This is a genomic window from Citrobacter sp. CK180, assembly GCF_030333655.1.
GTDB lineage: Bacteria > Pseudomonadota > Gammaproteobacteria > Enterobacterales > Enterobacteriaceae > Citrobacter_B > Citrobacter_B koseri.
The window spans coordinates 205,805-229,899 of record NZ_JAOWFM010000044.1 but is presented as its reverse complement, the minus strand read 5'-3'; the positions used below and the strand labels follow the sequence as shown (position 1 = coordinate 229,899).

29 protein-coding genes are annotated in these 24,095 nt (G+C 53.9%); 14 read left to right on the top strand and 15 right to left on the bottom strand.

Annotation, left to right across the window (positions count from 1 at the left end):
* Positions 1-30 precede the first annotated feature (30 nt).
* From arcB to mtgA, 3 genes are all read left to right on the top strand, one after another.
* A complete protein-coding gene (gene arcB, locus OGV50_RS10075) occupies positions 31-2,367 on the top strand; it encodes an aerobic respiration two-component sensor histidine kinase ArcB (RefSeq protein WP_012135343.1) in 2,337 nt (778 codons plus the stop codon).
* A 230-nt stretch (positions 2,368-2,597) separates the two neighbouring features.
* Positions 2,598-3,251, top strand: a complete 654-nt coding sequence (gene elbB, locus OGV50_RS10070) for an isoprenoid biosynthesis glyoxalase ElbB (RefSeq protein ID WP_012135342.1) — start codon at positions 2,598-2,600, stop codon at positions 3,249-3,251.
* Positions 3,248-3,976 (top strand): monofunctional biosynthetic peptidoglycan transglycosylase, encoded by a 729-nt coding sequence (gene mtgA / locus OGV50_RS10065; RefSeq protein WP_047460963.1) that lies wholly within the window; start codon positions 3,248-3,250, stop codon positions 3,974-3,976. Before elbB ends, mtgA begins: the two co-directional genes overlap by 4 nt.
* Here the strand turns inward: mtgA and yrbL are convergent.
* The 12 genes from yrbL to OGV50_RS10005 all read right to left on the bottom strand — a co-directional run bounded on the left by yrbL (position 3,951) and on the right by OGV50_RS10005 (position 12,792).
* Complete coding sequence (gene yrbL, locus OGV50_RS10060) at positions 3,951-4,622, bottom strand: PhoP regulatory network protein YrbL (protein WP_199976857.1); 672 nt, start codon at positions 4,620-4,622, stop codon at positions 3,951-3,953. The genes mtgA and yrbL overlap by 26 nt on opposite strands.
* 210 nt (positions 4,623-4,832) lie before the next feature.
* The gene (gene npr, locus OGV50_RS10055; protein WP_012135339.1) at positions 4,833-5,105 is read right to left on the bottom strand and encodes a PTS phosphocarrier protein NPr; all 273 of its coding nucleotides are present in this window, start codon (positions 5,103-5,105) and stop codon (positions 4,833-4,835) included.
* Positions 5,102-5,956 carry an RNase adapter RapZ gene (gene rapZ, locus OGV50_RS10050; RefSeq protein WP_012135338.1) on the bottom strand — a complete coding sequence of 285 codons (855 nt, stop codon included), beginning with the start codon at positions 5,954-5,956 and terminating at the stop codon, positions 5,102-5,104. The genes npr and rapZ overlap by 4 nt, the downstream gene beginning before the upstream one ends.
* Positions 5,957-5,992: 36 nt before the next feature.
* Positions 5,993-6,484 (bottom strand): PTS IIA-like nitrogen regulatory protein PtsN, encoded by a 492-nt coding sequence (ptsN, locus tag OGV50_RS10045; protein WP_012135337.1) that lies wholly within the window; start codon positions 6,482-6,484, stop codon positions 5,993-5,995.
* Between the two features lie 125 nt (positions 6,485-6,609).
* Positions 6,610-6,897 carry a ribosome hibernation promoting factor gene (gene hpf / locus OGV50_RS10040; protein WP_286488529.1) on the bottom strand — a complete coding sequence of 96 codons (288 nt, stop codon included), beginning with the start codon at positions 6,895-6,897 and terminating at the stop codon, positions 6,610-6,612.
* Positions 6,898-6,919: 22 nt separating this feature from the next.
* Complete coding sequence (gene rpoN / locus OGV50_RS10035) at positions 6,920-8,353, bottom strand: RNA polymerase factor sigma-54 (RefSeq protein WP_012135335.1); 1,434 nt, start codon at positions 8,351-8,353, stop codon at positions 6,920-6,922.
* Between the two features lie 47 nt (positions 8,354-8,400).
* On the bottom strand, positions 8,401-9,126 hold the full coding sequence (gene lptB, locus OGV50_RS10030) for an LPS export ABC transporter ATP-binding protein (RefSeq protein ID WP_012135334.1): 726 nt from the start codon (positions 9,124-9,126) through the stop codon (positions 8,401-8,403).
* A 6-nt stretch (positions 9,127-9,132) separates the two neighbouring features.
* Positions 9,133-9,687, bottom strand: coding sequence for a lipopolysaccharide ABC transporter substrate-binding protein LptA (gene lptA / locus OGV50_RS10025; RefSeq protein WP_012135333.1), 555 nt, complete (start codon positions 9,685-9,687; stop codon positions 9,133-9,135).
* The gene (gene lptC / locus OGV50_RS10020; protein WP_012135332.1) at positions 9,656-10,231 is read right to left on the bottom strand and encodes an LPS export ABC transporter periplasmic protein LptC; all 576 of its coding nucleotides are present in this window, start codon (positions 10,229-10,231) and stop codon (positions 9,656-9,658) included. Before lptC ends, lptA begins: the two co-directional genes overlap by 32 nt.
* Positions 10,228-10,794, bottom strand: a complete 567-nt coding sequence (gene kdsC, locus OGV50_RS10015) for a 3-deoxy-manno-octulosonate-8-phosphatase KdsC (protein ID WP_012135331.1) — start codon at positions 10,792-10,794, stop codon at positions 10,228-10,230. Before kdsC ends, lptC begins: the two co-directional genes overlap by 4 nt.
* Positions 10,795-10,813: 19 nt before the next feature.
* Positions 10,814-11,800, bottom strand: coding sequence for an arabinose-5-phosphate isomerase KdsD (gene kdsD, locus OGV50_RS10010; protein ID WP_012135330.1), 987 nt, complete (start codon positions 11,798-11,800; stop codon positions 10,814-10,816).
* 14 nt (positions 11,801-11,814) lie between these two features.
* Positions 11,815-12,792 carry a calcium/sodium antiporter gene (locus OGV50_RS10005; RefSeq protein WP_012135329.1) on the bottom strand — a complete coding sequence of 326 codons (978 nt, stop codon included), beginning with the start codon at positions 12,790-12,792 and terminating at the stop codon, positions 11,815-11,817.
* Positions 12,793-13,004: 212 nt separating this feature from the next.
* Between OGV50_RS10005 and mlaF the strand changes: the two genes are divergently transcribed.
* The 7 genes from mlaF to murA all read left to right on the top strand — a co-directional run bounded on the left by mlaF (position 13,005) and on the right by murA (position 17,847).
* Positions 13,005-13,817: a phospholipid ABC transporter ATP-binding protein MlaF gene (mlaF, locus tag OGV50_RS10000; protein WP_012135328.1), complete on the top strand. Its 813-nt coding sequence runs from the start codon at positions 13,005-13,007 to the stop codon at positions 13,815-13,817.
* Between the two features lie 7 nt (positions 13,818-13,824).
* The gene (mlaE, locus tag OGV50_RS09995) at positions 13,825-14,607 is read left to right on the top strand and encodes a lipid asymmetry maintenance ABC transporter permease subunit MlaE (protein WP_047460983.1); all 783 of its coding nucleotides are present in this window, start codon (positions 13,825-13,827) and stop codon (positions 14,605-14,607) included.
* 4 nt (positions 14,608-14,611) lie between these two features.
* Positions 14,612-15,163, top strand: a complete 552-nt coding sequence (mlaD, locus tag OGV50_RS09990; RefSeq protein ID WP_012135326.1) for an outer membrane lipid asymmetry maintenance protein MlaD — start codon at positions 14,612-14,614, stop codon at positions 15,161-15,163.
* An 18-nt stretch (positions 15,164-15,181) separates the two neighbouring features.
* Complete coding sequence (gene mlaC / locus OGV50_RS09985) at positions 15,182-15,817, top strand: phospholipid-binding protein MlaC (RefSeq protein ID WP_012135325.1); 636 nt, start codon at positions 15,182-15,184, stop codon at positions 15,815-15,817.
* Positions 15,817-16,110, top strand: coding sequence for a lipid asymmetry maintenance protein MlaB (gene mlaB, locus OGV50_RS09980; protein WP_112001517.1), 294 nt, complete (start codon positions 15,817-15,819; stop codon positions 16,108-16,110). The genes mlaC and mlaB overlap by 1 nt, the downstream gene beginning before the upstream one ends.
* A 169-nt stretch (positions 16,111-16,279) precedes the next feature.
* Positions 16,280-16,534, top strand: a complete 255-nt coding sequence (gene ibaG, locus OGV50_RS09975; protein WP_024130986.1) for a BolA family iron metabolism protein IbaG — start codon at positions 16,280-16,282, stop codon at positions 16,532-16,534.
* Positions 16,535-16,587: 53 nt separating this feature from the next.
* Positions 16,588-17,847: a UDP-N-acetylglucosamine 1-carboxyvinyltransferase gene (gene murA, locus OGV50_RS09970; RefSeq protein WP_012135322.1), complete on the top strand. Its 1,260-nt coding sequence runs from the start codon at positions 16,588-16,590 to the stop codon at positions 17,845-17,847.
* A 70-nt stretch (positions 17,848-17,917) separates the two neighbouring features.
* Here murA and sfsB read toward each other — a convergent pair whose 3' ends face one another.
* Both sfsB and ispB read right to left on the bottom strand, forming a co-directional pair.
* On the bottom strand, positions 17,918-18,190 hold the full coding sequence (gene sfsB / locus OGV50_RS09965) for a DNA-binding transcriptional regulator SfsB (protein WP_012135321.1): 273 nt from the start codon (positions 18,188-18,190) through the stop codon (positions 17,918-17,920).
* 235 nt (positions 18,191-18,425) lie between these two features.
* Positions 18,426-19,397, bottom strand: a complete 972-nt coding sequence (ispB, locus tag OGV50_RS09960; RefSeq protein WP_047460989.1) for an octaprenyl diphosphate synthase — start codon at positions 19,395-19,397, stop codon at positions 18,426-18,428.
* A gap of 258 nt (positions 19,398-19,655) precedes the next feature.
* On the opposite strand from ispB, the gene rplU reads away from it, so the two are divergent.
* From rplU to cgtA, 4 genes are all read left to right on the top strand, one after another.
* Positions 19,656-19,967, top strand: coding sequence for a 50S ribosomal protein L21 (gene rplU / locus OGV50_RS09955; RefSeq protein ID WP_000271396.1), 312 nt, complete (start codon positions 19,656-19,658; stop codon positions 19,965-19,967).
* 19 nt (positions 19,968-19,986) lie between these two features.
* Positions 19,987-20,244, top strand: coding sequence for a 50S ribosomal protein L27 (rpmA, locus tag OGV50_RS09950; protein ID WP_012135319.1), 258 nt, complete (start codon positions 19,987-19,989; stop codon positions 20,242-20,244).
* 96 nt (positions 20,245-20,340) lie between these two features.
* Entirely contained in the window at positions 20,341-21,306 is a 966-nt protein-coding gene (locus OGV50_RS09945; RefSeq protein WP_012135318.1) for a DMT family transporter, read from the top strand.
* A 15-nt stretch (positions 21,307-21,321) separates the two neighbouring features.
* On the top strand, positions 21,322-22,494 hold the full coding sequence (gene cgtA / locus OGV50_RS09940) for an Obg family GTPase CgtA (RefSeq protein ID WP_012135316.1): 1,173 nt from the start codon (positions 21,322-21,324) through the stop codon (positions 22,492-22,494).
* Positions 22,495-22,642: 148 nt separating this feature from the next.
* Here cgtA and dacB read toward each other — a convergent pair whose 3' ends face one another.
* Positions 22,643-24,076, bottom strand: coding sequence for a serine-type D-Ala-D-Ala carboxypeptidase (gene dacB, locus OGV50_RS09935; protein ID WP_012135313.1), 1,434 nt, complete (start codon positions 24,074-24,076; stop codon positions 22,643-22,645).
* Positions 24,077-24,095: the final 19 nt, after the last annotated feature.

The window sequence follows — 24,095 nt, the reverse complement described above, 5'->3', positions numbered from 1 at the left end:
TTGTGCGAAGTTGTCGTGAAGGAATCCCCTATGAAGCAAATTCGTATGCTGGCGCAATACTATGTCGACCTGATGATGAAGCTGGGTCTGGTGCGCTTTTCGATGCTGTTGGCGTTAGCGCTGGTGGTGCTGGCGATAGTGGTGCAGATGGCGGTCACCATGGTGTTGCATGGTCAGGTCGAAAGTATTGATGTCATCCGCTCCATCTTTTTTGGCTTGTTAATCACGCCCTGGGCCGTCTATTTCTTGTCGGTGGTGGTGGAGCAACTGGAGGAGTCCAGGCAGCGCCTGTCACGGCTGGTACAAAAGTTGGAAGAGATGCGCGAGCGCGATCTCAAACTCACGGTACAACTGAAAGACAATATTGCTCAGCTTAATCAGGAAATTGCCGATCGCGAAAAAGCGGAGGCTGAGCGCCAGTCGACCTTCGAACAGCTAAAAGTGGAAATCAAGGAGCGTGAAGAGACGCAGATTCAGCTTGAACAGCAATCCTCTTTCTTACGCTCTTTCCTCGATGCGTCGCCGGATTTGGTTTTTTATCGCAATGAGGATAAAGAGTTTTCCGGCTGTAACCGCGCGATGGAACTGCTGACCGGCAAGAGTGAAAAACAGCTCGTCCATTTAAAACCGGCTGACGTCTATTCTCCCGAAGCGGCGGAAAAAGTGATTGAGACCGACGAAAAAGTCTTCCGCCATAACGTCTCGCTGACCTATGAACAGTGGCTCGATTACCCGGACGGGCGCAAAGCGTGCTTTGAAATTCGCAAGGTGCCCTATTACGACCGCGTTGGTAAACGTCATGGCCTGATGGGCTTTGGGCGCGATATTACGGAACGTAAGCGTTATCAGGACGCGCTTGAACGCGCCAGCCGCGACAAGACCACGTTTATCTCTACGATCAGCCACGAGCTGCGTACGCCGCTGAATGGCATTGTCGGCTTAAGCCGCATTCTGCTGGACACCGACCTTACCAGCGAGCAGGAAAAATACCTGAAAACCATCCATGTCTCTGCGGTCACGTTGGGGAATATTTTCAACGATATCATTGATATGGATAAGATGGAACGGCGTAAAGTCCAGCTGGATAACCAGCCGGTAGATTTCACCAGTTTCATGGCGGATCTGGAGAATCTCTCCGGCCTGCAAGCGCAGCAAAAAGGGCTACGCTTTGTGCTCGATCCGACGTTGCCGCTGCCGCATAAGGTGATCACCGACGGCACGCGTTTGCGCCAAATTCTGTGGAACCTGATCAGCAACGCCGTGAAGTTTACCCAGCAAGGGCAGGTGACGGTGCGTGTACGCTATGATGAAGGCGATGTGCTGCATTTTGACGTGGAAGATTCCGGCATCGGTATTCCGCAGGATGAGCAGGATAAAATCTTCGCCATGTATTATCAGGTGAAAGACAGTCATGGCGGTAAACCCGCAACGGGGACCGGGATTGGCCTGGCGGTATCGCGCCGTCTGGCAAAAAATATGGGCGGTGACATCACCGTTTCCAGCCAGCCGGGTAAAGGTTCCGTCTTTACGTTAACCGTACATGCGCCAGCCGTGGCGGAAGAGGTCGAGGACACGCTGGAAGAGAATGACATGCCGCTGCCTGCGCTGCATGTGCTGCTGGTCGAGGACATTGAGCTGAACGTCATTGTGGCGCGTTCAGTGCTGGAAAAACTGGGCAACAGCGTTGACGTGGCGATGACCGGGAAAGCCGCGCTGGAAATGTTCACCCCGGGTGAATACGATCTGCTGCTGCTGGATATTCAACTGCCGGATATGACGGGTCTGGATATCTCCAGAGAACTTACCCGCCGCTATGCGCGGGAAGAATTACCGCCGCTGGTCGCACTCACTGCTAACGTCCTGAAAGACAAGAAAGAGTATCTGGACGCGGGAATGGACGATGTGTTGAGCAAGCCGCTGTCGGTTCCGGCGTTAACCGCCATGATTAAAAAATACTGGGATACCCGTAACGAAGAGGAGAGCACTGTGACATCTGAAGAGAGCAGCAAATCGCAAGCGTTGTTAGATATCCCGATGTTAGAGCAGTATATCGAACTGGTCGGCCCGAAATTAATTACGGATGGACTGGCGGTGTTCGAGAAAATGATGCCGGGTTACTTAAGCATTCTGGAGTCTAACCTGACGGCGCGAGATACCAAAGGCGTTGTTGAAGAAGGCCACAAAATTAAAGGCGCGGCGGGCTCCGTCGGGTTGCGTCATCTACAGCAACTGGGTCAGCAAATTCAGTCGCCGGATCTTCCTGCCTGGGAAGATAACGTGGGTGAATGGGTTGAAGAGATGAAGCAGGAGTGGCAGCACGACGTCGCGGTGCTGAAAGCCTGGGTGGCAAACGCGGAAAAAAAATGACCCCGGATTGACCGGGGTGCGCGAATACTGCGCCAACACCAGGGAAATCGTGGCTGCGCCGTAAGTTATGATTGTTTTTTACACAGGCGCAGCTCTGCTTTTCAGGCCGCACGCAGTTAAGATAGCAAATCTTAAATGTTTTGTTACATGAATCAGTTAAATGTGTGAAGCGCAGCATTTTAATCAGAATTATTAATACGCTTCAGTAAGTTGCGAAAAGGATCATCACGATGAAAAAAATTGGCGTAGTGCTCAGTGGATGTGGCGTATACGACGGCGCCGAGATTCATGAAGCCGTTCTGACCCTTCTGGCGATTGCCCGCAGCGGCGCGCAGGCCATCTGCTTTGCGCCGGATAAACAGCAGGCTGATGTGATTAATCACCTGACGGGCGAAGCGATGGCGGAGACGCGAAATGTTCTGATCGAAGCCGCGCGCATTACGCGGGGGGAAATTCGTCCACTCGCCCAGGCGGTCTCCAGCGATCTGGACGCGCTGATTGTTCCGGGTGGATTTGGCGCGGCGAAAAACCTGAGTAATTTTGCCAGCCAGGGCAGCGAGTGCCGGGTAGATAGCGACCTGGCCGCGCTGGCAATCGCCATGCACCAGTCGGGTAAGCCGTTAGGGTTTATGTGCATTGCCCCGGCAATGCTGCCCCGGATTTTTGGTTTCCCGCTTCGTCTGACGATTGGCACCGATATCGATACGGCGGAAGTGCTGGAAGATATGGGGGCCGAGCATGTGCCATGTCCGGTTGACGATATTGTGGTGGATGAAGATAACAAAATTGTCACCACGCCTGCTTACATGCTGGCGCAGGATATTGCACAGGCGGCGACCGGCATTGAAAAACTGGTGTCTCGCGTACTGGTTCTGGCTGAATGAGTAAAGGGCGTTTCACTCCGCTGGCGTCCCTGCGCCGTTTGCTCCTGCGCATCCTTGTGGTGCTGGCGGTTTTTTGGGGCGGCGGCATCGCGCTGTTCAGTGTCGTTCCGGTGCCTTTTTCCGCAGTGATGGTGGAACGGCAGATTAGCGCGTGGCTGCAAGGCGATTTCGGCTATGTTGCGCATTCCGACTGGGCTGGCATGGATGAGATCTCGCCGTGGATGGGGCTGGCGGTGATTGCGGCGGAAGACCAGAAATTCCCGGAACACTGGGGCTTTGATGTTTCGGCCATTGAGAAGGCGCTGGCGCACAACGAGCGCAATGAAAACCGAATTCGTGGGGCGTCCACGCTTTCTCAGCAAACGGCGAAGAATCTCTTTTTATGGGATGGCCGCAGTTGGCTGCGTAAAGGGCTGGAGGCCGGGCTCACCGTCGGGCTGGAAACCGTCTGGAGTAAAAAACGCATTCTGACCGTCTACCTGAATATTGCGGAGTTTGGCGATGGCGTGTTTGGCGTGGAAGCGGCGTCGCAGCGCTATTTTAATAAACCTGCCAGCCGGTTAAGTATGTCAGAAGCCGCGCTATTGGCGGCGGTGCTGCCGAACCCTTTACGCTTTAAAGCGAACGCGCCTTCAGGCTACGTGCGTAGCCGTCAGGCGTGGATTTTGCGTCAAATGCGCCAGTTGGGCGGCGAATCGTTTATGACGCGTAACCATCTGTATTAAGATTGTGCTGACGCGCGGCCTCAAGAGAGGGGAGCGGCAGCGCGCTTTTGTCTTCTTCCTGGCGGTTCATCTTCAGCGCCGCCACCAGACCCGGTTGGGCAATCAACCGTTCCCACTGTCTTTCCTGTTTGCGATGGCAAAACCAGGCTGACCAGCTTGCCAGCGGGATCAGCGTGCTCTCGCCGATGTTGTCGCAGATCACCGGGATCGCTTCGGATTCGCTAATGCGGTGACACAGAATATTTTGCGGCTTCAGGGTCATGGTGACGATGCGGTTATCGTAGATATAACGCTTGAGCGTTTTCAGCAACTGGCGCAGGACGGCGGCATCTTCGTCATTGCGGCACTGCGCCACAAATTCAGTCAGCGTGACGGACGGTTTGCCATCGAAATCGGTTATCACATCGTAGACGTAGCCCGTACCACAATCGGTCTCTACCGTACCGTGATAGCGCGGGATGCCGCTCCAGTCTTGCAGGTAACGTGACAGATGCGCGTAATATTTCAGCTCGCGGCGGATCTCTTTCTTGCCGCTGCGGTCGGCATTGTAAATGATCTTAATGCAGCGTTGGGCATCGCCCGGATGCGCATAACATTTACGATGGCGTCCGGTGCCCAGGGGATTTTGTTCAGATAAAAGTATCATGAGATCTCCTGGTAATGTTGCTAATAGAACCAGTATGAACGCTCAACTTAAATAGAACGTAAACAACCCCTCTTAAGGTTTTCTTAAGGTTTAATCAGGACGGAAAAGCGCACGGAATGTACAATATTGACGCAGGCAGAAAGGCGAGGGAATAAAAAAAACGCCGGGTGGCGTTTTCTGGGGGAAAGGAGGAGACGAAAGCGAAATGGCCTAATCTTCGTCGAATCCTGAATTGAACAGCGCGATCACCGCCGCCAGCGCTTCGACCTCCTGCGGGCCGGTAGCTTCAATTTCTATCTGGCGACCTTTAGCAGAGTCCAGCATCAGTAGGGCGATGACGCTATTGGCTTCGGCTTCGGTTCCTTCATCATTGCGTAACAGCACTTCGGCCTCAAAACCCTGCATTAATTCAAACAGTTTCATCGCAGGCCGGGCATGCATACCCAGCTTGTTCGTGACTTCTACAGTCTGCTTCACGGTCATGTTTTGCGTTTTTCCAGCGTTCTATGGCGTGACTGCACGTTCTTACCGCGTGAACGGAAGTAGTCTGCCAGCTGTTCTGCAATATACACCGAACGGTGTTTCCCGCCGGTACAGCCGATGGCTACGGTGAGATAGCTACGGTTGTTTGTCTCCAGCATGGGTAACCATAACTCAAGATAGCTGCGAGTCTGGTAGATAAAATTGTGTACTTCTGTGTGCCTGTCGAGGAATGCCGCAACTGGTTTATCGAGGCCGGTCATTGGACGCAGTTTCGGGTCCCAGTGCGGGTTAGGCAGGAAGCGCACGTCAAAAACATAATCGGCATCAATTGGAATACCGTGCTTGAAGCCGAAGGACTCGAACACCATTGTCAGCTCGCGTTCGCGCTTGCCCAGCAGACGGGTACGCAGCATTTCCGCCAGTTCATGCACGGACATTTCAGAGGTATCGACAATCAGATCGGCGCGGGAACGCAGCGGTTCCAGCAGATCGCTTTCCTGGTCGATGGCGCTCTCCAGGGAGAGATTTTTGCTGGAAAGCGGATGCAGACGGCGCGTATCGCTGTAACGGCGAATCAGCGTGTTGCGATCGGCATCAAGGAACAGAAGCTGTGGTGAAAACGCATCGGGCAGGTTGTTCATCGCCTGCTCGAAAATTTCAGGGGACTCAGGCATGTTACGCACGTCAATGCTGACGGCCGCAGAAATCTGGCGATCGGCCAGCGTACGAGCCAGATCGGGCAACAGCACCACGGGGAGGTTGTCCACGCAGTAAAAACCCATATCTTCCAGCGCACGCAGGGCGACAGATTTCCCTGACCCTGAACGACCGCTGACGATCATCAGTACCATGTACCGTTTCTCCTCACAACAGATGCCATTGGGTGGTTATGCCTCATCCTTTCCACCTTCGGTGTCAGTGATGATTTGATACAGCTCTTCGTCACTCTGCGCGGCGCGCAGACGGCGGCAGATGGTTTTATCCGCCAGACGTTTAGCGACCAGCGACAGTGTATGCAGATGCGTTTTGGTCTGATCTGCGGGCACCAGCAGGGCGAAAAGCAGATCGACCGGTTGATTATCAATGGCATCGAAAGCGATAGGCGTTTCGAGTTGGACGAACACGCCGACGGCGCGCAGCGTATCTTCTTCCAGCTTGCCGTGCGGGATGGCGATACCATTGCCAATGCCGGTACTGCCCATTTTCTCACGCGTCAGGATTGCTTCAAATACCACCTGCGGAGGCAGGCTGAGCTGTTTTGCCGCCAGTTCACTGATAATCTCCAGCGCACGTTTTTTGCTCTGGCAGTGAACGCCGCTGCGCGTACATTCCTGGTTAAGTACGCTGCTCAGTTGTAGAGTCGTATCGTTATTTGTCATAATTTCACCTAAGAACCTGTTCCATCAGAATGATTCCTGATGAGGCAGATTCGGAGCGCTAACTGTACAAATGGCCTGTTGTGCGTCACAACAGGCCGTCCTGCACTCGCTAACTGCCCGGACAATTAGTGTTGTTTCAGTTTATCTTTGTGTTTCGTTAGCTGCCTTGCCAGTTTATCGATCAAACCGTCAATGGCGGCATACATATCCTGACTTTCCGCGCTGGCGTGAATTTCGCCACCGTTTACATGCAGTGTCGCATCCGAGATGTGTGTTACCTTCTCCACTTTCAAAACAACGTAGACCTGATTAATCCTGTCAAAATACTGCTCAAGTTTGGCGAATTTGGTTGAGACAAAGTCGCGCAGGGCTTCAGTAATTTCGACGTTATTTCCAGTGATGTTGAGCTGCATAGTGTCTTCCTTATCGGTTGGTTCAAACCAGCTGTTTGCGCTGATTGGACGGCGGAATGGATAAAGACTCTCGGTACTTCGCAACGGTGCGGCGCGCCACCATGATACCCTGATCCGACAACATAGAGGTTAACTTGCTGTCGCTCAGCGGCTTCGCGGGGTTCTCCGCAGCAATTAATTTCTTCACCAGCGCACGTATCGCCGTGGAAGAGGCTTCGCCTCCGCCTTCGGTATTCACATGGCTGGAAAAGAAATACTTCAGTTCAAAAATGCCGCGTGGACTGTGCAGATACTTCTGCGTGGTCACACGGGAAATCGTCGATTCGTGCATCTCGACGGCCTGGGCGATGTCCGCCAGCACCATCGGTTTCATAAACTCTTCGCCTTGCTCGAAGAAGGCCTGCTGCTGCTCAACAATACAGCGGCTCACGCGTAACAGGGTGTCGTTGCGGCTTTCCAGACTTTTGATCAGCCACTTCGCATCCTGAAGGTTGCTGCGAATGAACTGGCTGTCGGCATCATTACGCGCGCCGTTGCACAGGGCGGCATAATGTTGATTGATCTGTAGACGGGGAATGCTGTCGCCGTTCAGCTCCACCATCCAGTAACCGTTGTGCTTACGCACCAGCACATCCGGGATCACATATTCAGGTTCGCCGGTCTGGATAGACTGACCCGGTCTGGGATCGAGCGACTGGATAAGATTGACTGCCTCTTTCAGCACCTCTTCTTTCAGCCGCGTAACGCGCATCAGGGTGCGGAAGTCATGATTGGCCAGCAGATCGAGGTGATCGCTGATGATCAACCGGGCGTCTTCCAGCCAGGGCGTGGATTTATCGAACTGTGAGAGCTGGATCAGCAGGCAGTCACGGAGATCTTTTGCCGCCACGCCGATGGGATCGAAGCGCTGAACGCGTTTAAGTACCGCTTCTATTTCATCGAGGCCGATCTCTTCATCGCCGATGCTTTCGAGAATGTCATCCAGCGAAATGGTGAGATAGCCGGTATCATCAACGGCATCGACAATTGAGGTGGCAATCGCGCGATCGGTATCCGAGAACGGAGTCAGCCCGACTTGCCACATCAGGTAGTCCTGGAGGGACTGCGTGGTTTCGCCCTGGTACACCGGCAGCTCGTCGTCGATGTAGTCGCCGCTGGTGCCGGACGGCGTACCTGCGGTGTAAATCTCATCCCAGCTGGCGTCAAGCGGCAGCTCTTCGGGCATCTCTTTCTGTTCGAGCGCGTCTGCGGTATCCAGGGCTTCGTTGTCCTGGGTTTCGCGCGTGTCGATTTCATCGTGAAGATCGGTTTGCTCAAGCAGCGGATTACTCTCCAGCGCTTGCTGAAGTTCCTGCTGAAGTTCCAGCGTAGACAACTGCAACAGACGGATGGCCTGTTGTAGCTGGGGCGTCATCGCCAGTTGTTGGCTGAGCCTGAGTTGCAAACCTTGCTTCATGTTCAGAGTCGTTTTCTCCCGCTGTGACGTCGCAGTCTTCTACCCTATCAGAGTCTGAAGTCTTCCCCAAGGTATACGCGCTTAACGTGCTCGTCTTGCAGGATTTCTGTCGGTGTGCCGTGTGCGATCAGATGCCCCTGGCTGACAATATACGCGCGTTCACACACCGCCAGCGTCTCACGAACGTTGTGGTCGGTAATCAGAACGCCGAGACCGCTGTCGCGCAGGTGCTCGATAATGCGTTTGATGTCGATGACGGAAATCGGGTCAACGCCTGCAAACGGTTCATCCAGCAGGATAAATTTCGGATTTGCGGCCAGCGCGCGGGCAATCTCCACACGGCGGCGCTCACCGCCGGACAACGCTTGTCCGAGGCTGTCGCGCAGATGCTCGATGTGGAACTCTTCCATCAGTTCATTGGCGCGGTCTTCACGCTGTTCGGTCGTGAGATCGTCACGAATTTGCAGCACCGCCATCAGGTTATCAAACACGCTCAGACGGCGGAAAATGGAGGCTTCCTGCGGTAAATAGCCAATACCGCGACGCGCGCGGGCATGCAGCGGCAGCAGGCTGATGTCCTCATCGTCAATAATAATGTTGCCAGCGTCGCGCGGCACAATGCCCACCACCATGTAGAAGGTAGTGGTTTTACCTGCGCCGTTCGGCCCGAGCAGACCGACGATCTCCCCGGAATTCACGGTCAGGCTGACATCTTCCACCACGCGACGGCCTTTATAGGCTTTCGCAAGATTCTTTGCAGTTAATGTTGCCATAACGAATTAGTTACCCTTCTTCTGTGCCGGGGCCTGGTCTTTGTTTTTGTCCTGCAATTGCGACGGCACCAGAACCGTCGTTACACGTTTGCCTTTTTCGCTGAACGCCTGCATTTTCTGCTCTTTCACCAGGTAAGTGATCTTATCGCCGGTGATGTTGCTGTCGAGCTGCTCCAGGTAGGCGTTACCGGTCAGGACGACGAAATCTTTCGCCAGCTCATAATGCATTTTTTGGGCATGGCCTTTTACCGGCTTGCCGTTGTCCTGCATCTGATAAAACGTCGCCGGGTTGCCGAAGCCGTCGATCACCTCTTTGCCTTGCTCGCCGCCCGGACGGGTGACGACCACTTTATCGGCATTGATTTTGATGGTGCCCTGAGTCACGACGACATTTCCGGTAAACGTCACCACGTTACCCTGCATATCCAGTGACTGCTGGTCCGATTCAATATGAATCGGTTGTTCGGTATCGCCGGTGACCGCGAACGCCGGAAGACTGGCGGCCAGAAGTGTGCTGGCAAGCACAAGATTAAGGCTGAGTTTGTTTGTTTTGAATTTCATAGGAGGTTCTAACCTTTTCAATCAGCTCGGCGTTCTTGCTGCGTAAGTTGCCGCGCATTTTCAGTCCGCTGGAGTTAAATGTTGTTCCGTATAACGTGACCAGATCTTCAGAGGTGACATCCTGCGTCACCAGGTTGATCGTCGCGTTATCCGTCGTGATTCTGCGTAGTTGAGCGTCAGGCGCCAGCGCATTGACTTCAACGTGACCATACAGATAGAGCATCCGGTCTTCGGTCAATTTCGCCTTATCCGCTTTAATCGACCATGTCGGGACTTTATCTTTATCAAAGGTGGTTAATACCGGTTGGGTAAACCACGAAAGCGCCTGTTCTGAATAATATTCAACGTGCTGCGCAATAAGACGATAGTTCAACGCGCCTTCCGGGCTATAGACGACCGTATCGGTATGCTCGCTCTTATAAGTCGGATCGCTGGTGTTCACCACAACCTGAGCAGGATCGTCTTTATCCGCCAGATTAATTCCGATCAACACCAGTACGGCCAACGACAGTAGAATGATAACCCAACGTCTGGTTTTACTCATATCGATTGCCCTTTGGCCTCATCAAGCTTACCCTGCGCCAGCAAGAGTAGATCGCACACTTCCCGCACCGCGCCGCGTCCACCGGCGATATGCGTCACATAGTCGGCGCGGGGGATCAGGAGCGGATGCGCATCAGCGACCGCAACGCTCAGACCCACTTTTTCCATCACCGGCCAGTCGATCAGATCGTCACCGACGTAAGCCACATTTTCAGGCGCAACGCCCAGCTTATCGAGCAGGTCGCCAAACGCGATAAGTTTGTCCGACTGCCCCTGATAGAGATGCGTGATCCCCAGGGTGGCACAGCGATCTTCTACAAGTTTAGCCTTTCGCCCGGTAATAATAGCGACCTCAATCCCGGAAGTGAGCGCACAGCGAATGCCGTAGCCATCACGGACGTTAAAGGCCTTCAGCTCTTCACCGTTGTTGCCCATATAAATCAGACCATCAGACAGCACGCCATCCACATCGAGGATGAGCAGACGGATGTTTTCCGCCTGGGCGATAACCTGTGTACTGACGGGGCCATAACAGGTCGCAAGCGACGCACCTGCTTTACTCATTTCTTTTATCCTTGAGTTTCTACACTACGCCTGCACGCAGTAAATCATGCATATGTAACACACCCAGTAACTGGTCGCCATCAGCAACCAAAACGGAGGTGATATGACGGGACTGCATTAAGTTCAGGGCGTTAACGGCGAGAATACCGGGGCGAACGCGAATTCCCCCTGGCGTCATGACGTCGGCAATCCCTAACTGGCGAACATCCACACCCATATCGAAAACACGACGCAAGTCGCCATCGGTAAAGATGCCGTCAATCTTCATTGTGTCATCACAAATGACGGTCATGCCGAGATTTTTACGCGTAATTTCCAGCAGGGCATCACGCAGGCTGGCGTTTTTATTCACATGCGGGATTTCATCGCCGGTGTGCATGATATCGTTAACGCGCAGCAGAAGTTTACGGCCAAGTGCGCCGCCCGGATGCGACAACGCAAAATCTTCGGCGGTAAAGCCGCGGGCTTTTAATAACGCGACCGCGAGCGCATCGCCCATGACCAACGTAGCCGTAGTGCTGCTGGTCGGCGCCAGACCCAACGGGCAGGCTTCTTTCGGCACTTTAACACACAGATGCACATCCGCCGCACGCGCCATGCTGCTTTCTGGCCGCCCGGTGATACAAATCAGCGGCACCTGCAAGCGTTTGAGAACCGGGATTAATGCGGCAATCTCATTGGATTCGCCAGAGTTGGAAATCGCGATCACCACATCCTGCGAGGTGACCATGCCGAGATCGCCATGCGCGGCCTCGCCTGGGTGAACAAAAAAGGCGGAAGTGCCGGTGCTGGCAAAGGTGGCGGCCATTTTCCGCCCGATATGACCTGATTTCCCCATCCCCATGACAACGACTTTGCCTGTACACGAGAAGATTTTTTCACAGGCGAGCGTGAAGTTCTGGTCGATGTATTGATCAAGCTCCGCCAGGCCTTCACGTTCAATCTCCAGGACGTCTTTGCCTGCTTTCTGAAAGTCAAAACCCGGTTGTAACGCTAAGTGCGACATAGTCCGTTTTCCCGTTATCCAATAAGAAGCGGCGATAGCCAGTACAGCATCGCCAGCCATACGATAAAACCGCCGGTCAGCAGCACGCCTGCGCCCCGACCAATCTGGCGCGGACGCCGCCAGCACAGCAATGCCAAAACAATGCTCACTAACAGCATCACGCTATAGTCACGCCCAAACGCCAGCGGGTTGACGTCGCCTGGCGTAATCAATGCAGGCAGCCCCAGAACGATGGCGATATTAGAAATATTGGCGCCGATAATGTTGCCAATGGCGATATCATTTTCACCTTTGCGGATGCCCGCGATCGCCGTCGCCAGCTCCGGCAGGCTGGTGCCAATCGCAATCACCGTCAGGCCGATAGTCAGTTCGCTCATGGCGAAGTAGTTCGCCAGTACGGTGGCGTTATCAACCACCATCCGCGTCGCCATCGGCATAATAATCAGCGCGATACCCAGCCACAAAAACGCGACGGGTAAGCCGCCTTCGCGCGGCAGCTCCGCCACCTGCTCCCGGGTGAGGCTGTCATTTCCTTGCCGCTCCGCCAGGCGCGCGATCTTAACAATGAACAGCAGCCATAGCACGGCCAGCAGCAGAAGAAAGATTCCGTCGCTACGGCTCAGCTCGCCATCGTGCAGGACGGAGCCCGCCAGCACACTGACAAATAACATTAGCGGCAATTCGCGGCGCAAAACATCAGAATGCACGGTAAAAGGGTGAAACAGCGCCGCCAGGCCCAGAATCAGCAAGATATTGATGATGTTGGAGCCGAGCGCGGTGCCCACGGCTAAATCCAGTTGCCCGTGAAGCGACGCGGCAACCGAGACAATTATCTCCGGTAATGATGTTCCGATACTGACGACCGTCATCCCGATAATGAGCGGAGGAATCCCCACTGCCCTACACAAAATCGATGCGGCAAACACCAGACGATCGGCGCTGTAGACCACCAGAAGTAAACCAATAATTAACAGCGCCGTAGCTAAAAGCATCTAAAGTCCTTTCTTCAGGTATACTCGCCGGTCCACTGGAGGGATCTTCTGGAAGCCGTAACGAAGTCTTAATTTTGACTTTATGCGGCTAAAAAGTAAAACAAATGCCAGCTTTAGCTAACCAGGGCAGGTAATATTCTGTAAATATGTTGGGTTCATGGCTAAATTCAGCGCCATGCTTAGATCAACAAGGCGATACAAAGGATGAATCAATGGGTCAGTCTGTGGCGAATTTAGTCGATATGCGCGACGTCAGCTTTTCGCGTGGCGACCGCTGCATTTTCGATAATATTTCCCTGACCGTGCCACGCGGGAAGATCACGGCGATCATGGGGCCATCGGGGATCGGTAAAACCACGCTGTTACGACTGATTGGCGGACAGATCCCGCCGGATAGCGGGGAAATACTGTTTGATGGCGAAAACGTACCTGCTATGTCTCGCTCGCGGTTGTACACGGTACGAAAACGGATGAGCATGCTGTTTCAGTCGGGGGCGCTGTTCACCGACATGAACGTGTTTGATAACGTAGCCTACCCGCTGCGGGAGCACACGAATTTACCCGCGCCGCTGTTGAAAAGCACGGTGATGATGAAACTGGAAGCCGTTGGTCTGCGCGGTGCGGCAAAGCTCATGCCCTCTGAACTGTCCGGGGGGATGGCGCGGCGTGCGGCATTAGCCCGTGCTATTGCGCTGGAACCCGACCTCATTATGTTCGATGAGCCGTTTGTGGGTCAGGACCCGATTACGATGGGCGTACTGGTGAAGCTGATTTCAGAACTGAACAGCACGCTGGGCGTAACCTGCGTTGTCGTGTCCCACGATGTGCCGGAGGTGCTGAGCATCGCCGATCACGCCTGGATTATGGCGGACAAAAAAATCGTGGCGCACGGTAGCGCGAAGGAACTGCAAGAAAATGCCGACCCGCGCGTCCGCCAGTTCCTGGACGGTATTGCCGACGGGCCGGTTCCGTTCCGCTATCCGGCGGGCGATTATCACTCCGATTTACTCGAAACAGGGAGTTAAGCCACTCATGCTGTTAAATGCGCTGGCATCGCTTGGACACCGGGGGATCAAAACCCTCAGAACGTTCGGGCGTGCCGGGTTAATGTTATTCAATGCGGTGATTGGTAAGCCGGAATTTCGCAAGCATGCGCCGCTGCTGGTGCGTCAGCTTTATAATGTGGGCGTCCTGTCGATGCTCATTATTATCGTCTCTGGCGTTTTTATCGGCATGGTGCTCGGGTTGCAGGGCTATCTGGTTCTGACGACCTACAGCGCGGAAACCAGCCTGGGTATGCTGGTGGCGCTTTCATTGTTGCGTGAACTGGGGCCGGTTGTCGCGGCGTTGCTGTTTGCCGGGCGCGCTGGGTCTGCGCTGACCGCAGAAATTGGTCTTATGCGAGCGACTGAGCAGCTCTCCAGTATGGAAATGATGGCCGTCGATCCGCTGCGCCGGGTGATCTCTCCGCGCCTGTGGGCGGGGGTGATTTCGCTGCCGTTGCTGACGATTATCTTCGTGGCCGTTGGCATCTGGGGAGGATCGCTGGTTGGCGTTAGCTGGAAGGGGATCGATGCCGGTTTCTTCTGGTCGGCGATGCAGGATGCCGTCGACTGGCGTCTGGATCTCGTGAACTGTTTGATTAAGAGCGTGGTGTTCGCCATCACGGTAACGTGGATTGCGCTGTTCAATGGGTATGACGCGATTCCGACCTCTGCCGGGATTAGCCGCGCAACCACGCGCACCGTTGTGCACTCGTCTTTGGCCGTTCTGGGTCTGGATTTTGTGTTGACCGCACTGATGTTTGGGAATTGAGTTCATGCAAACGAAAAAAAGTGAAATTTGGGTAGGGATCTTCTTGCTGGTTGCGTTGCTGGCGGCGCTGTTTGTTTGCCTGAAAGCGGCCAATGTCACCTCAATGCGCACGGAGCCGACCTACACGATTTATGCGACCTTCGACAATATTGGCGGCCTGAAAGCGCGCTCTCCGGTGCGCATCGGCGGGGTGGTTGTCGGCCGGGTTGCGGATATCTCGCTGGATCCGAAAACCTACCTGCCGCGCGTCACGCTGGATATTGAAGAGCGCTATAACCACATTCCTGATACCAGTTCGCTGAGTATCCGCACCTCTGGCCTGCTGGGGGAGCAATATCTGGCGTTAAACGTCGGGTTTGAAGATCCTGAACTGGGAACGTCTATCCTCAAAGATGGCGACACTATTCAGGACACCAAGTCCGCGATGGTGCTTGAAGACATGATTGGTCAGTTCCTTTACAACAGTAAAGGGGACGACAATAAGAATTCTGGCGATGCGCCAGCGCCAACTGAAGGCAATAATGAAGCGACACCGCCTGCGGGCGCAACAAATTAATCACAGGAGAATCGATGTATGTTTAAGCGATTAATGATGGTAGCGCTGCTGGTCATTGCACCGTTGAGCGCGGCAACCGCGGCGGACCAGACTAACCCGTATAAATTGATGAATGAGGCGGCGCAGAAAACCTTCGATCGTCTGAAAAACGAACAGCCGAAAATCCGTGCCAACCCGGATTACCTGCGCGACGTCGTTGACCAGGAACTGCTGCCGTATGTGCAGGTGAAATACGCGGGCGCGCTGGTACTGGGTCGTTACTACCGGGAGGCGACGCCGGCGCAGCGTGACGCCTATTTCGCGGCGTTTCGTGAATACCTGAAACAGGCTTATGGTCAGGCGCTGGCGATGTACCACGGCCAGACTTACCAGATTGCGCCGGAACAACCGCTGGGCAATGCGACCATCGTGCCGATCCGCGTGACGATCATCGATCCGAATGGCCGTCCTCCGGTTCGACTGGATTTCCAGTGGCGTAAAAACACCCAGACCGGTAACTGGCAGGCTTATGACATGATCGCGGAAGGCGTCAGTATGATCACCACAAAACAGAATGAGTGGAGCGATCTGCTGCGTACCAAAGGCATCGACGGCCTGACCGCGCAGTTGCAGTCAATTTCTCGTCAGAAAATTTCGCTGGAAGAGAAAAAATAATGACGCAGTCACTTAGCTGGACGCGCGAAGGTGACACGCTGGCATTAGCGGGAGAGCTGGACCAGGACGTGCTGAACCCGCTGTGGGATGCGCGCGTTGATGCGATGAAAGGCGTAACCTGCATCGATCTGAGCCAGGTCTCCCGGGTGGATAGCGGTGGTCTGGCGTTACTGGTGCATCTTGTCGATCAGGCGAAACGACAGGGCAACAGCGTTTCGCTGCAAGGGGTAAACGAGAAGGTTTACACGCTGGCGAAGCTCTATAATTTGCCTGCTGACGTGCTTCCACGTTAATTTTTGTAGGCCGGATAAGGCCTTGTGCCGCCATCCGGCAAAACCCCTAAGTGGGATTTGCCACCAAAGCCTTGCCTGATTTATCAGCTGGGCTTTTTGCTTATTTATGACAGCGCCACTTTGCTCTAAGATGTTGGGCTGTTTTCCCTATTTGACGAATGAAGAGCCCATGGAAAATCATGAAATTCAGAGCGTGCTGATGAGCGCACTCTCCCTCCAGGAAGTCCACGTCTCTGGCGATGGCAGTCACTTTCAGGTTATCGCCGTGGGTGAGATGTTTGACGGCATGAGCCGGGTCAAGAAGCAGCAGTCTGTTTACGGCCCGTTGATGGAGTTTATTGCGGATAACCGTATCCATGCCGTATCGATCAAAGCGTATACCCCAGCGGAATGGGAACGCGATCGCAAACTTAACGGTTTTTGAGCGACGGGCGACACGCCGGTAGCAGATATGAATTCTTAACAGAGAACAGAATAATGGATAAATTTCGTGTACAGGGGCCGACAACGCTCCAGGGCGAAGTCACAATTTCAGGCGCTAAAAATGCCGCATTGCCGATCCTTTTCGCGGCGCTGCTGGCAGAAGAGCCGGTAGAGATCCAGAACGTTCCAAAGCTGAAAGACATCGATACGACGATGAAACTGCTCAGCCAGCTTGGAACGAAAGTGGAACGTAACGGTTCTGTCTGGATCGACGCCAGCCAGGTCAACATCTTCTGCGCGCCTTACGAACTGGTAAAAACCATGCGCGCGTCGATTTGGGCGCTGGGGCCGCTGGTTGCGCGTTTTGGTCAGGGACAGGTTTCTCTGCCAGGCGGCTGCGCCATCGGCGCGCGTCCGGTCGATCTGCACATCACCGGCCTGGAACAATTGGGCGCTGAGATCAAGCTGGAAGAAGGCTATGTGAAGGCGTCTGTTAATGGTCGCCTGAAAGGCGCGCATATCGTGATGGACAAAGTCAGCGTCGGTGCGACGGTGACCATCATGTCTGCGGCAACGCTGGCCGAAGGGACCACCGTGATTGAAAACGCCGCGCGTGAGCCGGAGATCGTCGATACCGCGAACTTCCTGGTGACGCTGGGAGCGAAGATCAGCGGTCAGGGCACCGATCGTATTACCATTGAGGGCGTTGAGCGTCTGGGCGGCGGCGTATACCGTGTTCTGCCCGATCGCATTGAAACCGGCACCTTCCTGGTCGCGGCGGCGATTTCCGGCGGTAAAATCGTCTGCCGTAACGCGCAGCCGGATACGCTGGATGCCGTACTGGCTAAACTGCGTGACGCCGGAGCGGATATTGAAACCGGTGAAGACTGGATCAGCCTGGACATGCATGGCCAGCGTCCGAAAGCTGTGAATGTGCGCACCGCGCCGCACCCGGCTTTCCCGACCGATATGCAGGCGCAGTTCACGCTGCTGAACCTTGTCGCGGAAGGGACGGGTTTCATCACGGAAACCATTTTCGAAAACCGCTTTATGCATGTGCCTGAACTGATCCGTATGGGTGCGCACGCGGAAATCGAGAGCAACACCGTGATTTGCCACGGCGTTGAAAAACTCTCCGGGGCGCAGGTGATGGCGACCGACTTGCGTGCGTCTGCGAGCCTGGTGCTGGCGGGATGCATTGCAGAAGGTACGACGCTGGTTGATCGTATTTATCACATCGATCGTGGCTATGAGCGCATTGAAGACAAACTGCGCGCGCTGGGCGCGAATATTGAGCGTGTGAAAGGCGAGTAATTTTTTCCGCATGCACTGGTAGCCCCTGTTCGGGGGCTACCGTTCAGAGCGTTATCCGTTCCTTACTTCTTTATTTCCCTTTTCGAGCCCGCATCAGACGTGTTCTGTCAATGAACTCATGGGTTTCTGGGTCATGATAGCGCGATGGCCAGATCACCCAGGGTTCTGTACCCAGCGCCTTCGCAATGATGAGCTCTCCTTTCGGCCACGGTCGGGTCAGGGCGTTTGCCAGCGTCGAGGAACTTAATCCATTCTTGCGTGATTCCGCCGCCATAGATGTCCCTTTTTTACGTAATCCGGCAATGATGTCTGCGGGATGCCAGTCAATGAGTTTATTTTCCATTATTCCCTCACTCCTTCGGTCAGTCAGTCGCTTGCGGCCTGGATAATCAGCCTGTGAGAAATACTATACGCCAGGTGATAGTATTGCTCTAATATGTTCCTGTAAAGAGTATGCATATTCATAAAATGTGACAGCATACGTGCGATGGGTAAAGGGTTGGAAAAGAAATGAGTAACTGGAATTTACTGGAACTTAAGGATTCATCCCGCGCAGAGCACGGGATGAGAAGGGCGGGTTAACGATCGCGTTGTACGGCGATGTGCGCCAGACCGATCAGGGCTTCGCGCCACGGCGTATCAGGCAGAATCTGTAGGGCGGCGATGGCTTTATCGGCCTCGTCTTCTGCACGCTGACGCGTCCATTCCAGTGAACCGCAGGCGGTCATGGCTTCCAGAACGGGTTCCAGAAGGTGGCGACCATTGCCTTGTTCAATGGCGGTACGGATCATTTGCGCCTGTTCTGGCGTACCGTTACGCATAGCGTGCAGCAGCGGCAGCGTTGGTTTTCCTTCGTTGAGGTCATCGCCGACATTTTTACCTAACTGCTCGCCATCAGCGCTGTAATCGAGTAAATCGTCAATCAGCTGAAAGGCCGTACCGAGATAACGACCATAATCCTGCAACCCTTTTTCCTGCTCAGGAGTGCAGCCTGCAAGAATACCGGAACACTGCGCCGCAGCTTCAAACAGGCGCGCCGTTTTGCTGTAAATCACGCGCATGTAATTTTCTTCGGTGATGTCCGGGTCGTTGACGTTCATCAGTTGCAGCACTTCGCCTTCGGCGATGACGTTCACCGCTTCTGACATTACCTCCAGCACTTTCAGCGAGCCAAGGCTGGTCATCATCTGGAACGCGCGGGTGTAGATAAAATCACCGACCAGGACGCTGGCGGCGTTGCCAAATGCCGCATTCGCCGTTGCCTTCCCACGACGCATATCGGATTCATCCACAACATCGTCGTGTAGCAGGGTGGCGGTGTGGATAAACTCGATTAAGGCAGCGATCGTGACGTGCGCATTTTCCTGATAACCAACGGCGCGCGCAGCGAGTACGGCAATCATCGGGCGGATACGTTTTCCGCCGCCGCTAACGATGTAATACCCTAACTGATTGATCAGTTGGACGTCGGAATTGAGCTGTTCAAGGATTGTCGCATTGACACCCGCCATATCTTGCGCGGTTAACTCATTGATTTTTTCTAAATTCATCGCAAAAGCCGGGCTTATCGCCCCGATTAACTCATCATGGGATGAGATAACTAAGGGTTTAGGGTTAGGAATATATGCTGATTGTACTGAAAAAACGGCGCAGATAAACGTTACCGTACACGTTGTGTTTTTTTTCTTCATGTATTGACGGTAGCACTTGTCAAAGGCTCGCGTTTTGCGTAATATTCGCGCCCTATTGTGAATATTTATAGCGCACTCTGAATCATTGAAAAGGCGTGCGCGGAAGCGGAGTTTTTTATGTACGCGGTTTTCCAAAGTGGTGGTAAACAACACCGAGTAAGCGAAGGTCAGACCGTTCGCCTGGAAAAGCTGGACATCGCAACTGGCGAAACTATTGAGTTCGCTGAAGTTCTGATGATCGCAAACGGTGAAGAAGTCAAAATCGGCGTTCCTTTCGTTGATGGCGGCGTAATCAAAGCTGAAGTTGTTGCTCACGGTCGTGGCGAGAAAGTTAAAATCGTTAAGTTTCGTCGTCGTAAACACTATCGTAAGCAGCAAGGCCACCGTCAGTGGTTCACTGATGTGAAAATTACTGGCATCAGCGCCTAAGACCTGAGGAGAGATTTAAATGGCACATAAAAAGGCTGGCGGCTCAACTCGTAACGGTCGCGATTCAGAAGCTAAACGCCTGGGCGTTAAGCGTTTCGGTGGCGAAACCGTTCTGGCGGGTAGCATCATCGTTCGTCAACGTGGCACCAAATTCCACGCTGGTACTAACGTAGGTTGCGGTCGTGACCACACTCTGTTTGCTAAAGCAGACGGTAAAGTGAAATTCGAAGTTAAAGGCCCGAACAACCGTAAATACATCAGCATCGTTGCTGAGTAAGTTCTTCGTGGTCCGGTAACGGATTAAAGCCCCGCAACGTGTTGCGGGGCTTTTTACATTGAAAACCCGGAAAATTTTCTTGTAGGGAAAACGGGCATGAAGCAGCAGGCTGGCATTGGCATCCTTTTAGCACTCACCACTGCAATGTGTTGGGGCGCTTTGCCAATTGCAATGAAGCAGGTGCTGGAGGTGATGGAACCTCCAACCATTGTCTTCTATCGCTTTTTAATGGCGAGTATCGGCCTTGGCGCGATCCTGGCAGTTAAAAGAAAGCTCCCGCCATTGCGTATTTTTCGCAAACCGCGCTGGCTGGTGTTGCTGGCGATTGCAACAGGTGGACTTTTCGGGAATTTCATCCTGTTCAGCTCTTCCCTGCAATATTTGAGTCCGACGGCATCGCAGGTTATCGGTCAGCTGTCACCGGTTGGCATGATGGTCGCCAGCGTCTTTATTTTGAAAGAAAAGATGCGCGGCACGCAGGTGATTGGCGCGCTCATGCTGCTTTGTGGGCTGGTGATGTTCTTTAATACCAGTCTGGTCGAGATTTTTACCAAACTGACCGATTACACCTGGGGTGTGATCTTTGGGGTCGGTGCGGCGACGGTCTGGGTGAGTTATGGCGTCGCGCAAAAGGTGTTATTGCGTCGTCTGGCCTCACAGCAGATCCTGTTTTTACTGTACACTTTATGTACGATTGCGTTATTGCCGCTGGCGAAGCCGGGGGTTATCTCGCAGTTAAGCGACTGGCAGCTCGCGTGTTTGATTTTCTGTGGGCTGAATACGCTGGTAGGATATGGCGCCCTGGCGGAAGCGATGGCGCGTTGGCAGGCAGCGCAGGTAAGTGCGTTAATCACGCTCACTCCGCTGTTTACGCTGTTATTTTCAGATCTATTATCTATGGCCTGGCCCGATTTCTTCGCCAGACCGATGTTAAACCTTTTAGGTTATCTCGGTGCGTTTGTCGTGGTTGCGGGCGCGATGTATTCCGCCATTGGTCATCGTATTTGGGGCGGTTTACGCAAGCATGAAACGGTGGTTTCGCAACCCCGCTCAGGCGAATGATTTACGGAGAGTAAAATGAAGTTTGTTGATGAAGCATCGATTCTGGTCGTTGCTGGCGATGGCGGTAATGGTTGCGTGAGCTTCCGCCGCGAAAAATACATCCCGAAAGGCGGCCCGGATGGCGGTGATGGCGGCGATGGCGGCGACGTCTGGCTGGAAGCCGACGAAAACCTGAACACGCTGATCGATTACCGCTTTGAAAAATCGTTCCGCGCTGAACGTGGTCAGAATGGCGCAAGCCGTGACTGCACCGGTAAACGTGGGAAAGATGTCACGATCAAAGTGCCTGTCGGTACGCGTGTTATCGATCAGGGCACCGGCGAAACCATGGGCGATATGACCAAACACGGTCAGCGTCTGATGGTTGCCAAAGGCGGCTGGCACGGCCTGGGCAATACCCGCTTTAAGTCCTCTGTTAACCGTACTCCGCGTCAGAAAACGATGGGTACGCCGGGCGATAAGCGCGATTTGATGCTGGAGCTGATGCTGCTGGCGGACGTGGGTATGCTGGGTATGCCAAACGCCGGTAAATCAACCTTTATCCGCGCGGTATCTGCGGCAAAACCGAAAGTGGCGGACTATCCGTTTACCACTCTGGTGCCGAGCCTTGGCGTTGTGCGTATGGACAACGAAAAGAGCTTTGTGGTTGCCGATATTCCGGGGCTGATTGAAGGTGCGGCGGAAGGCGCGGGTCTGGGGATTCGCTTCCTGAAGCACCTGGAACGTTGCCGCGTACTGCTGCACCTTATTGATATCGATCCGATCGACGGTTCCGATCCGGTGGAAAACGCCCGTATCATTATCGGCGAACTGGAAAAATACAGTCAGGATCTGGCTGCTAAGCCGCGCTGGTTAGTGTTCAACAAAATTGATTTGCTGGACCAGGCCGAAGCGGAAGAAAAAGCGAAAGCTATCGCGCAGGCGCTGGGCTGGGAAGATAAGTACTACATGATTTCCGCTGCCAGCCAGACTGGCGTGAAAGATCTTTGCTGGGATGTGATGACCTTTATCATTGAGAACCCCATCGTTCAGGCTGATGAAGCGAAGCAGCCGGAGAAAGTGGAGTTCATGTGGGACGATTATCACCGTCAGCAGCTCGCTGAAGTCGAAGATGAAGCGGAAGATGACTGGGATGACGACTGGGACGAAGACGACGAAGAAGGCGTCGAGTTCATCTACAAGCGTTAATATGGTTCAAATGCCCGGTGGTGCTTACGCTTACCGGGCTTACGGATAGTAGGCCGGATAAGGCGCAAAGCGCCGCCATCCGGCAATTAAATGACCCATCTAGTGTGTAGGCCGGATAAGCGTAAGCGCCATCCGGCACTATCCTCACCTAGTTGTTCTGATAAAGATCTTTGTACAACCGGCTTTCAAAACGTACTAACGGAATACGACGATTGCGCTGGTCAGCTGGCGTAACGGCATACCCGGAAAGATACTGAACAAACGCCATCCGTTGCCCACTTGCCGTTGTAATAAATCCCGCCAGATTATAGACCCCTTGCAGCGAGCCTGTTTTCGCCGAAACTTTACCATCGACCCCAGCCTGATGCAGACCCGCACGGTATTGCAGAGAGCCGTCATATCCCGCCAGCGGCAGCATGGAGATAAAGTTCAGCTCGTTGTCGTGTTGGGCGATGTATTGCAGCACCTGCATCATGGTGGCCGGGGCAATCAGGTTGTGGCGAGAGAGGCCCGAACCGTCAGCAATGATGGTATTGCCAATATCAACGCCAGCCTGTTGACGCAGGATCTGGCGTACGGCATCAGATCCCGCCCGCCATGTGCCGGGAACGTTGAAGCGTGCGTGGCCGATCATGCGAAAGACGGTATCGGCAATCATGTTGTCCGATTTTTTCAGCATAATCTTAAGCAAATCATGCAGCGGCGCAGACTGCTTGCTGGCAACCACCGTTCCGGGTTCGTTGGCCTGCGTCTGGCGTAACAGCGTACCGCTGTAGGTAATACCTGCTTGTTTTAACTCGTCTTTCAGGATTGCTCCGGCATAGCTGGCGCCGTCCTGAATGGCGAAGGCCAGCGGTAACGGTTCGGCGCGCTGCGGCAGACAGCCTGTCAGCGTGAAGCGGTTTAAATCCCCAGGAACGACATCCAGCTCACAGTATTGCGCTTCCGCAGAGCCGCGTGGGAGGGTGCGAACCTGACTGAACATAGTCACCGGGTAATAGGACGCCACGCGAATATACGCTAAGTCATTCGGTTTTTGCGCGCTGTAGAGGGAGATGGAAAAGCAGTTGCGATCGACAATGGCGGCTGCGGGTGGTGCGCTAAAACATTGCGTCATGTCATTCCAGGGCCAGCCTGGCGCTTTATCATGGCTGGCGAAAATGGAGGTGTCGATGAGCACATTTCCCGCAATTTGCGTCACGCCGGATTTTTTCAGCGTTGCGACCATATTGCGAATATCCTGGCGTTTTAGCGTCGGATCGGCACCAAATCGCGCCACTAAGTCCCCTTTTAAGACGCCATTGTCCACGTTGCCTTTTGTCTCCAGCGTGGTGGTAAAACGAAAATCGGGGCCGAGCTGAATCAATGCCGCGAGGGCCGTGATCACTTTTTGCGTACTGGCGGGCAGCGCCATCTGCTGGCTATGGTAATCAATCGCGGGCGTGGACGCGCCGACCTTCTGAGCCATGAAAGCAAGGTTGGCCCCATCAGGGAGCTGATTGATGTATTCATCAACATTCGCGGCCTGGACGCTGAACGCTATACTGGTGGTCAATCCGATGATAAATCTGGAAAATCGCATAATCTCGCGCTAACAACCT

Bases quoted from the DNA above. Each gene is read 5' to 3' on its own strand.
- arcB (WP_012135343.1), top strand. From the start codon at position 31: ATGAAGCAAATTCGTATGCTGGCGCAATACTATGTCGACCTGATGATG.
- elbB (WP_012135342.1), top strand. From the start codon at position 2,598: ATGAAAAAAATTGGCGTAGTGCTCAGTGGATGTGGCGTATACGACGGC.
- mtgA (WP_047460963.1), top strand. From the start codon at position 3,248: ATGAGTAAAGGGCGTTTCACTCCGCTGGCGTCCCTGCGCCGTTTGCTC.
- yrbL (WP_199976857.1), bottom strand. From the start codon at position 4,622: ATGATACTTTTATCTGAACAAAATCCCCTGGGCACCGGACGCCATCGT.
- npr (WP_012135339.1), bottom strand. From the start codon at position 5,105: ATGACCGTGAAGCAGACTGTAGAAGTCACGAACAAGCTGGGTATGCAT.
- rapZ (WP_012135338.1), bottom strand. From the start codon at position 5,956: ATGGTACTGATGATCGTCAGCGGTCGTTCAGGGTCAGGGAAATCTGTC.
- ptsN (WP_012135337.1), bottom strand. From the start codon at position 6,484: ATGACAAATAACGATACGACTCTACAACTGAGCAGCGTACTTAACCAG.
- hpf (WP_286488529.1), bottom strand. From the start codon at position 6,897: ATGCAGCTCAACATCACTGGAAATAACGTCGAAATTACTGAAGCCCTG.
- rpoN (WP_012135335.1), bottom strand. From the start codon at position 8,353: ATGAAGCAAGGTTTGCAACTCAGGCTCAGCCAACAACTGGCGATGACG.
- lptB (WP_012135334.1), bottom strand. From the start codon at position 9,126: ATGGCAACATTAACTGCAAAGAATCTTGCGAAAGCCTATAAAGGCCGT.
- lptA (WP_012135333.1), bottom strand. From the start codon at position 9,687: ATGAAATTCAAAACAAACAAACTCAGCCTTAATCTTGTGCTTGCCAGC.
- lptC (WP_012135332.1), bottom strand. From the start codon at position 10,231: ATGAGTAAAACCAGACGTTGGGTTATCATTCTACTGTCGTTGGCCGTA.
- kdsC (WP_012135331.1), bottom strand. From the start codon at position 10,794: ATGAGTAAAGCAGGTGCGTCGCTTGCGACCTGTTATGGCCCCGTCAGT.
- kdsD (WP_012135330.1), bottom strand. From the start codon at position 11,800: ATGTCGCACTTAGCGTTACAACCGGGTTTTGACTTTCAGAAAGCAGGC.
- OGV50_RS10005 (WP_012135329.1), bottom strand. From the start codon at position 12,792: ATGCTTTTAGCTACGGCGCTGTTAATTATTGGTTTACTTCTGGTGGTC.
- mlaF (WP_012135328.1), top strand. From the start codon at position 13,005: ATGGGTCAGTCTGTGGCGAATTTAGTCGATATGCGCGACGTCAGCTTT.
- mlaE (WP_047460983.1), top strand. From the start codon at position 13,825: ATGCTGTTAAATGCGCTGGCATCGCTTGGACACCGGGGGATCAAAACC.
- mlaD (WP_012135326.1), top strand. From the start codon at position 14,612: ATGCAAACGAAAAAAAGTGAAATTTGGGTAGGGATCTTCTTGCTGGTT.
- mlaC (WP_012135325.1), top strand. From the start codon at position 15,182: ATGTTTAAGCGATTAATGATGGTAGCGCTGCTGGTCATTGCACCGTTG.
- mlaB (WP_112001517.1), top strand. From the start codon at position 15,817: ATGACGCAGTCACTTAGCTGGACGCGCGAAGGTGACACGCTGGCATTA.
- ibaG (WP_024130986.1), top strand. From the start codon at position 16,280: ATGGAAAATCATGAAATTCAGAGCGTGCTGATGAGCGCACTCTCCCTC.
- murA (WP_012135322.1), top strand. From the start codon at position 16,588: ATGGATAAATTTCGTGTACAGGGGCCGACAACGCTCCAGGGCGAAGTC.
- sfsB (WP_012135321.1), bottom strand. From the start codon at position 18,190: ATGGAAAATAAACTCATTGACTGGCATCCCGCAGACATCATTGCCGGA.
- ispB (WP_047460989.1), bottom strand. From the start codon at position 19,397: ATGAATTTAGAAAAAATCAATGAGTTAACCGCGCAAGATATGGCGGGT.
- rplU (WP_000271396.1), top strand. From the start codon at position 19,656: ATGTACGCGGTTTTCCAAAGTGGTGGTAAACAACACCGAGTAAGCGAA.
- rpmA (WP_012135319.1), top strand. From the start codon at position 19,987: ATGGCACATAAAAAGGCTGGCGGCTCAACTCGTAACGGTCGCGATTCA.
- OGV50_RS09945 (WP_012135318.1), top strand. From the start codon at position 20,341: ATGAAGCAGCAGGCTGGCATTGGCATCCTTTTAGCACTCACCACTGCA.
- cgtA (WP_012135316.1), top strand. From the start codon at position 21,322: ATGAAGTTTGTTGATGAAGCATCGATTCTGGTCGTTGCTGGCGATGGC.
- dacB (WP_012135313.1), bottom strand. From the start codon at position 24,076: ATGCGATTTTCCAGATTTATCATCGGATTGACCACCAGTATAGCGTTC.